This is a genomic window from Streptomyces purpureus (assembly GCF_014648195.1).
Taxonomy (GTDB): Bacteria; Actinomycetota; Actinomycetes; order Streptomycetales; family Streptomycetaceae; genus Streptomyces; species Streptomyces purpureus.
Genome location: NZ_BMQQ01000026.1, coordinates 99,032 through 106,550, shown reverse-complemented (window position 1 = coordinate 106,550; position 7,519 = coordinate 99,032). Strand labels below are relative to the sequence as shown.

At 72.7% G+C, this 7,519-nt stretch carries 5 protein-coding genes and 1 pseudogene; 1 reads left to right on the top strand and 5 read right to left on the bottom strand.

All coding sequences use genetic code 11. The features are described 5' to 3' along the window. Window positions 1–72 precede the first annotated feature (72 nt). Window positions 73–1,760 (bottom strand): annotated as a pseudogene (gene abc-f, locus IEZ01_RS27060) (ribosomal protection-like ABC-F family protein). Window positions 1,761–1,960: 200 nt separating this feature from the next. Between abc-f and IEZ01_RS27055 the strand changes: the two are divergent. After that, window positions 1,961–3,556 (top strand): adenosine deaminase family protein, encoded by a 1,596-nt coding sequence (locus IEZ01_RS27055; RefSeq protein WP_040875168.1) that lies wholly within the window; start codon window positions 1,961–1,963, stop codon window positions 3,554–3,556. Window positions 3,557–3,628: 72 nt separating this feature from the next. Here IEZ01_RS27055 and IEZ01_RS27050 read toward each other — a convergent pair whose 3' ends face one another. The 4 genes from IEZ01_RS27050 to IEZ01_RS27035 form a co-directional block, all read right to left on the bottom strand. Next, on the bottom strand, window positions 3,629–4,960 hold the full coding sequence (locus tag IEZ01_RS27050) for a peptidase (protein ID WP_189204219.1): 1,332 nt from the start codon (window positions 4,958–4,960) through the stop codon (window positions 3,629–3,631). 261 nt (window positions 4,961–5,221) lie between these two features. After that, complete coding sequence (locus IEZ01_RS27045) at window positions 5,222–5,500, bottom strand: hypothetical protein (RefSeq protein ID WP_019888053.1); 279 nt, start codon at window positions 5,498–5,500, stop codon at window positions 5,222–5,224. A gap of 93 nt (window positions 5,501–5,593) precedes the next feature. Next, entirely contained in the window at window positions 5,594–6,211 is a 618-nt protein-coding gene (locus IEZ01_RS27040; RefSeq protein ID WP_019888054.1) for a phosphatase PAP2 family protein, read from the bottom strand. Continuing rightward, window positions 6,208–7,467, bottom strand: a complete 1,260-nt coding sequence (locus IEZ01_RS27035; protein ID WP_189204217.1) for an MAB_1171c family putative transporter — start codon at window positions 7,465–7,467, stop codon at window positions 6,208–6,210. The genes IEZ01_RS27040 and IEZ01_RS27035 overlap by 4 nt, the downstream gene beginning before the upstream one ends. Between the last annotated feature and the right edge of the window lie 52 nt (window positions 7,468–7,519).

Sequence of the window (7,519 nt, the reverse complement as noted above, 5' to 3'; positions counted from 1 at the left end):
AGCTCCCCAGCCCTCATACAACCAGCGAACTACCGAACACCCAATGTGACAAGACCCGCTAACAAAGCACTACTAGGCAGCGGCCAGGGTTCCCGCGGCCAGTTCGAGCCGCCTGCCCCGGAAGCCGTCCCTCAGCCGGCGGTCGTGACTGACGATCACCAGAGCGCCGGTGAACTGTGCGAGGGCCGCCTCGACCTCCTCGACCAGAGCCGGGGCCAGGTGGTTCGTGGGCTCGTCGAGGAGGAGCAGGTCGGCCGGGCGGCCCACCAGTTGGGCCAGTTCCAGCTTGCGGCGCTGGCCGGCGGACAGGGCCCGTACGGGCGTGGCCAGGTCGCTGGGCGCGAACAGGCCGAGGGTGACGAGGCGTTCGGCCCCTCGTCGCCGTACACCTCCCGTGCGGTACGGCGCTCGTCGGTCGTCCCGGTGTCCTGCCGCAGCCATCCCACCCTGCCCGGCCGGCGGACCGTGCCGGAGTCGGGGGTGAGGTCGCCGGCGAGAAGCCGGAGCAGGGTGGTCTTCCCGGCGCCGTTCGGGCCGGTGACGAGGAGGCGTTCGCCGGGGGCGATGCGCAGCGCGTCGACGTGCAGTCTCCCTTCCACGCGGACGTCGTCGAGGTACGTGTCCGCGGGCTCTTCCGGTACGGACACGGTGCCCGGTGTCCGTACCGTGGCCGGGCCCTGGATCCGGCCGGTGAACCGCAGTGGGGGAGGCGGTGGTGCGACCGGGTGTTCGGCGAGGCGGTGGAGCTGTTCGCGTGCCGCGCGGATGCGGCTCATCGCGCCGTGCGTACGGGACCGGGCGCGGAAGGCGCCCGCGCCGCTGAACCCGCGTGGCACCTTGCGGGGGATCTCCGCGAGCCGGCCGATGTGGGACTCGGCGAGCGCGGAGTACCGGGCGGTCTCGGCGCGCCACTCTTCGTACTCCCGCTCCCGGCGGGCGCGGGCGGCGGTCCGGCCGGTGAGGTAGCCGCCGTAGCCGTTGCCGTACCGGCGGACGGTCCGCCGGTCCTGGTCGACCTCCAGGATCGCGGTGGTGACGCGGTCCAGGAAGACGCGGTCGTGGGTGACCGCGACGACCGTGCCGCGGTGGCGGCGCAGCCGGTCCTCGAGCCAGGCGACCGCCGTGTCGTCGAGGTCGTTGGTGGGTTCGTCGAGGAGGAGGAGTTCCGGGTCGGCGGCGAGGGCCGCGGCGAGCGCGAGCCGGGAGCGCTGCCCGCCCGACAGGGTGCCGAGCGGCCGGTCCCGGTCGAGCGCGGCGCGTTCGCCGAGGTGGTGGAGGGTGGTGTCGACGCGGCGGTCGGCGTCGCGGCCGCCGCGTGCGTCGTGGGCGGCGAGGAGTTCGCCGTACGCGGCCAGTTCCTCGGCCGCCGGGTCGGCACCTGCCCGGGCGAGCCGGGTCTCCGCTTCCTCGATGCGCCGTTCCAGGGCGCGTACGTCGGCGAGCGCGAGGTCGACGGCGTCGCGGACGCGGGCCGTGGGCGGCAGGTCGAGGGTCTGGGCGAGGTGGCCGAGGCCGCCGGGGGAGTGGACGGTGACGGTGCCGTTGTCGGGGGTCTCGGCGCCGGCGAGCAGGCGCAGGAGGGTGGACTTGCCCGAGCCGTTGTCTCCCACGACGCCGATCCGTTCGCCGGGCCGGACGGTGAGGGAGACCTGGTCGAGGACGACGCGGTCGTCGAATCGTTTGGTGACACCGGACAGGACGATGCGGGTATCGGGTGAGGGGGCGGCAGGGTGCAAGTGCGTTCCTTCGGTGGGCGACATGAACGAGCAAGGCGCGACCCGAGACGTATCGTCTCGCTTGCTACGTGAGGACTGTAAACCCTGCCCGCTCCCCGCGCAAGACGTTTCGTCTCGCCTCGCCTTGTGCCGCGTCCTGCCGGGTGGGTGACCCGGGCGCCACCCCGGCGTGAAACCGCCGGTCCCCCGGCCGTGCCTGCTGATCATGTGGGGTGACCACCCCAATGAAGCGCGCCGTGAAGCGCGCCGCACGGAAGCGTTCCGCCGCCGTCCTCGCGGCGCTCACCGTGCTGTGCCTGCTGCCCGCGACCCCTCCGTCCGCGGCCCGCACCCCAGGGCCGGACGTCACCCGCCCCCTTCCCACCACCGCCGCCGAGCGCCGCACCGACGACCGGCTGCACGCCCTCGTCGGCGACCCGGTCCGCCGGGGCGCGTTCTTCAGGGCCCTGCCCAAGGGCGGTGACCTGCACAACCACCTCGCCGGGGCCGTACGGACCGAGACGCTGATCGGCTTCGCCGTGGAGGCCGGGCTCTGCGTCGACGAGGCCACCATGACCGCCGTCGCGCCGCCGTGCGGGCCCGGGCGGCGGCCGGCCGTGGACACCACCACCGATCCGGCGTTCCGGGACGCGCTCGTACGGGCCTGGTCGATGGAGGACTTCCCGCCGGGCCAGTCCGGCCACGACCACTTCTTCGCCACTTTCGGCAAGTTCGCGCTGGCCACCCGGGGCAACCGCGGCCGGATGCTCGCGGACGTCGCGGGCACCCTCGCCCGGCACAACCAGTTCTACCTGGAGACCATGGACGGCTTCGCCGTGGCCGGGGCCGCCGCCCTCGCCGCCGGGACCGGCTACGACCCCGACCTGGACCGGATGCACCGCGCGCTGCTCGCCGACGGCCGGATGGACCGGCTCGTCGCCCAGGCACGGCGGGAGACGGACGCCGCCGAGGCGCAGTTCCGCACCTCCGCCCGCTGCGACACGCCCGCCCCCGACCCGGGCTGCTCGCTGACGGTGCGCTGGATCCCGCACGTGCTGCGTGAGTCCACGCCCCAGCACGTCTTCACCCAGATGGTCCTCGCGATGCGCCTGGCCGAACGCGACCCGCGCCATGTCGCCGTCAATCTCCTCCAGCCGGAGGACGGGCCGATCGCGTTGCGCGACTACCGGCTCCACATGCGCATGCTCGCCCACCTGCGCGGCCTCTACCCTCGCGCCCATGTCACCCTGCACGCGGGCGAACTCGTCCCCGGTCTTGTGAAGCCCGAGCACCTCACCTTCCACATCGGTGACGCCGTCCGCACCGCCCGGGCCGAACGCATCGGCCACGGCGTGGACCTGCGCCACGAGGACGGGACACGGCAGCTGCTCCGTACGATGGCGCGCCGCGAGGTGGCGGTCGAGACACCGCTGACCAGCAACGCCCAGATCCTGGGCGTCTTCGGCGCCGAGCACCCCTTCATGACGTACCGCCGTCACGGAGTGCCGGTCGTGCTGGCGACGGACGACCCGGGGGTCTCACGGATCACCATCAGCCACGAGTACGAGCGGGCGGCGCTGACGTACGGTCTGAGCTACCCGGAGCTGAAGGACCTGGCCCGGGCCTCCCTGGAGTACGCCTTCCTGCCCGGCCGCAGCCTCTGGTCCGGCAACCCGACCCGCGACGGCTACCGCCCTGACGGCCCCTGCCGCGCCGAACGGCCGGGCACGTCCCGCCCCGGTCCGTCCTGCGCCGCGTTCCTGGCGGGCAGTCCGAAGGCGGCGGTGCAGTGGCGCCAGGAGGCGGCGTTCACGGTCTTCGAGGCGCGCGAAGGCCGCTAGGCGACACGAGACCGGGCTCCAGGACCGCCGATCGGTCCTGGAGCCCGGCTCGTCATGCCTTACATACCCGTTTTACGCGTCGTCGCCCGCCCCGCGCCGCCGGCGGGCCACCAGCACCGCACCGGCGCCGAGCACCACGGCAGCGCCGCCCGCGAGGGCGAGCCGCGAGAGGTTCTCGTCGGAGCCGGTGGCGGCGAGGCTGCCGGACGTGGTGGTGGCGGTGACGGTGGTCGTGGACCGGCCGCCCTGCGCGCCGGTCTGCGAGGTGCCCGACCGCGTCGTCGAGGTGGTCTTGTCGGCGTCACCGACCTTGCCGGTGGTGGTGCCGGCCGGGGCGATCGTGAACCGGTACAGGTCGTCGAAGGGAGCCCCGCCGCAGGAGCCGTCCTTGTTGACGTACTCGGAGGCGACGAGGACGTCGCCCTCGCCCTTCGGCGTCGAGGCGTCGATCGTGACGCGCAGCTTCACATCGGCCGTGGCGCCCTTGCGCAGACCGGTGATCATGCCGATCGGGTGCTTGGCGTCGACCGTCCGCCACGTCTTCGACGTGGTGCTCGACCACTGCAGGCGCAGCTTGTCGTCGAGGTCCTTCAGGCCGGCGGTGTCCATCGCGTGCAGGCTCACGTACGGCTGTACGGAGTCGAGGTTCTTGGCCGTGCCGTTGGTCACCCGGACCGTGAAGGCGACGGTCGTTCCGGCGACGACCTTGGAGGGGAGGCCGGTCACCTTGGAGGTGAGCCCCTTCTCGGCGACGCAGGTGCGGTCGTCGTCCTCGTCGTCGCCGCCGCCCTGGGCGGCGCGGGCGTCGGCGAGCGCCTTGTCCGCGGCCTTCTTGAGGGCGAGGGCCTTCTCCTTGGCCTGCCGCGCCGCTTCCACGTCGCGGGCGGCCGCGACCCGGATGTCGCCGGCCTTCTTGGCGGCGGCGCGTGCCTTGGCGTCGGCCTCGGCCTTCGCGGTCGCGGCGCTCTCCGCGGCGGTCCGGGCCTCGGCGACGGCCTCCTCCGCCTCGGCCTTCTCCTCGGCGGTGGCCTCGGGGTCCAGGGTCAGCAGGTGGTTCGTGGCCGCGGCCAGCGCGCTGTCGGCCGTCTTCTTGGCCTCCTCCGCGTCCTTGGCGGCCTTGCGCGCGATGCGGTCCTCGACGGAGTGCGGCGCGTCGTCGGCCGCTGCCTCGCGGAAGGCCTTCTCGGCGGCGGCGTACTTCGCCAGGGCGTCCTCGTAGGCCTTGTTCGCCGCCTCGGCCGCCTTCTCCAGCTCCGCGAGCGAGGGCTTGCCCGTCGCCGTCCGTGTGGCCTGCGGCTGCGCGTCAGGGGTGGTGGCGGCGAACGCGGGGGTGACGGAGAGCAGCACGGCGGGCGTCGTCACGGCGGCGACCACGGCCGTGGCGAGGGTGCGGCGAATCTTCAACAGGAGACCTGGGCCTTCCGGGAGAGAGAAAGCGGAAAGGGTGAAGCGGTGAAGCGGCGTGATCGTAAATCGTCAACCGCCCTGGCCCAAGCGGGATGTCACGGGCCATCGCACACCCCCGGCGCGGAATCCAAGCCTCAGCGGGGCACAGAGCCGTACAAACGCGGCAGTTGCCCACGAGGGAGCCTTTTCTTCTGTGACCCATGTCATGACGTACCGACCGGCCCCCGCGGGGGGTACCTTCCGCAGAGGCCGGCGCTGCTAGGGGAGGGCGTGGTAGATCGGCCAGAACACCGGCTCCCCGGAGAGGTCGGGGAGCCCGGCGGCCTCTCGGGCAGGGAGCAGCGTCTCGGCGAAGAAGCGCTGTGCGTCCGCCTCGGACTCCCAGATGTCGACGACGCGCCAGCCGCCGTCGGGGCTGGGGCCGGCGCAGTGGTAGATGAGGCCCTGGGGCATGGTGCTCAGATCGAGCTGCTTCTGGAGTGCGTCGTACTGCTCCTGCGAGCCCTCCGGGTTGTCGATCAGCATGCCGACCGCCATGACAGCCTCCAGGTCATGTCGCGGGGAGGAATGCCTCAATTCTATTGATGTGTAAGGAATGTCACCATTGGTGCGCGCGGTGGCAGGCCGTGGTCAGAGGAAGAACGCGGCGCTCGCGGTCGCCGCCCCGAGCGACGCGCCCGCCACGGTCTGCATGAGCGTGTGGTAGCCGAGCGCGACCCGGGACCAGCAGACGGCGACGGCCAGCGGGTAGGCGAGCAGCCACCAGGGGCTGTGCACCACCGATAGCAGAGCCACCACGGCAGACGCGACCGCCGAGTCCACCGAGATTTTCCACAGGGTGTTGACGGCGAGCAGGCATACGGTCATGGCCCACAGTGCGAGCATCGCGGCGAGGATCCCCGGTGGGGCATGGCCGAGGACCATGACCAGGGATCCGGTGCCGATCGAGCCGAGTATCACGAAGAAGATGGGCGCGCGTTTGGTGCGGTCGACGACGTGCCGGTCGCCCCAGGTGCCGCGCCCGCGCTCCCATTCGATGTACCCGGCGGGGATCAGCCCGGCGCACAGCGCGCCGAGGAAGCCCCACAGCACTCCGCTCCAGTGCCCGGCGGCGGCCAGCCCGATGCCGAGCATCCCGGCCAGCAGGACGTTGCGCGGCTGGAGGACGTCGGTGACCGTACGGGCGGTGCGGGCGGTACGGGTGAGCGGTGCGGGGTCGTCGGGCCGGCTGCGTACGGTGGCGCTCATGCGATCGGCTCCGTGGCCGCGGGGGAATCGGCTCCGTCCTCGGCCGCGGGGGCGAGGAGCGTACGGGCCCGTGCCTCGTCCACCTTCCGGTACGCGGCGGCCACCCGCACCAGCCAGGCGACCTCGCCGTCCTGGTCGGTGGCGTGCTGGGGCTCGACCGCGGCGGCCGGTCCGGCCGGGGCGCCGTTCGCCTTCGCGGCGAGCGCGGCCTTGATCCAGTACGCGTCCGCGAGCGGGGCGTCACCCGCGGCGGCCTTCTTGGCGGCCGGGAGCAGCCGGTCGGGGACGTAGTGCCGCAGCTTCTCGACCGCGTCGGCGATGTCGGCGGCCCAGCGGTCCACGGCCAGGTCGGCGGGGGTGTCGAAGCGCAGCAGCTCCCGGGCGAGGGAGGCGGGCGGCTCGAAGGGCTGGTCGGGGAAGGCGGTCATCAGCGCCCGCCACAGCGGGTGCAGCCGGGCCTGGGCCCGCCAGAGCTTGGCCCGGCGCCAGCCCTTGCTGCACGCGGGGATGGACGCGCCGACCGCGAAGAGCGCGAACAGCACCAGCTGCGCCACCTCGGTGCCCTTGTCGAAACCCTGCGCGAAGGCGGTGCTCGGCCGGTCGACGACGCTGACCCACATGAAGAGGGTGCGGCTGACGGTGTAGCCGACGCCGATGAACATCGCGGCCGTCATCATGCCGAGGCCGATCCGCAGATGGCGCAGGCGGGCGTCGGCGGTGGCGAGCGCCCACTGGTAGGCGCAGACGGCGGACGCGGCGCCGAGGTAGAGGTAGAAGACGCTCATGTAGAGCGTGGCGCCCCACTGTCCGGCGTGGTCGGAGACGAACCGGTCGGAGGGGATGCTCCGGTCCACGACGGTGAAGAAGAGCACGGTCAGCAGGATGAGCGTGGCGACCGACGCCTTGGTGGCGACGTGCTGCACGATCCGCGCGAACCGTACGTGCCGGGGGACGTCACCGCCCTGCGGGTACTGCCCGTAGATGGCGACGATGTAGCTGAGGATGGCGAGGATCGCGATGGTCGCCGTGTAGTGCTTGATGAGGACGGCGAGGTCGGTGACGGGGCTGTTGTTGAGCCCGATGCGGACGATGTGGGTCTTGGTCCACAGGGCGACGGCGAATCCGGCGTAGCAGCCCCACAGGGCGCGGCGCCGTTTGTCCTCCTCGTCGCCCCAGAGCGCGGCGGGCATGCGCCACAGGGCGACGGCCGTCATCAGCCCGGCTATGAGGTAGCCGGCGAGATCGAGGACGTTCATGGTGAGGGTTCCTAGGGGGTGGTGTGGGGGGACGGGGGAGATTCCGGGGGGC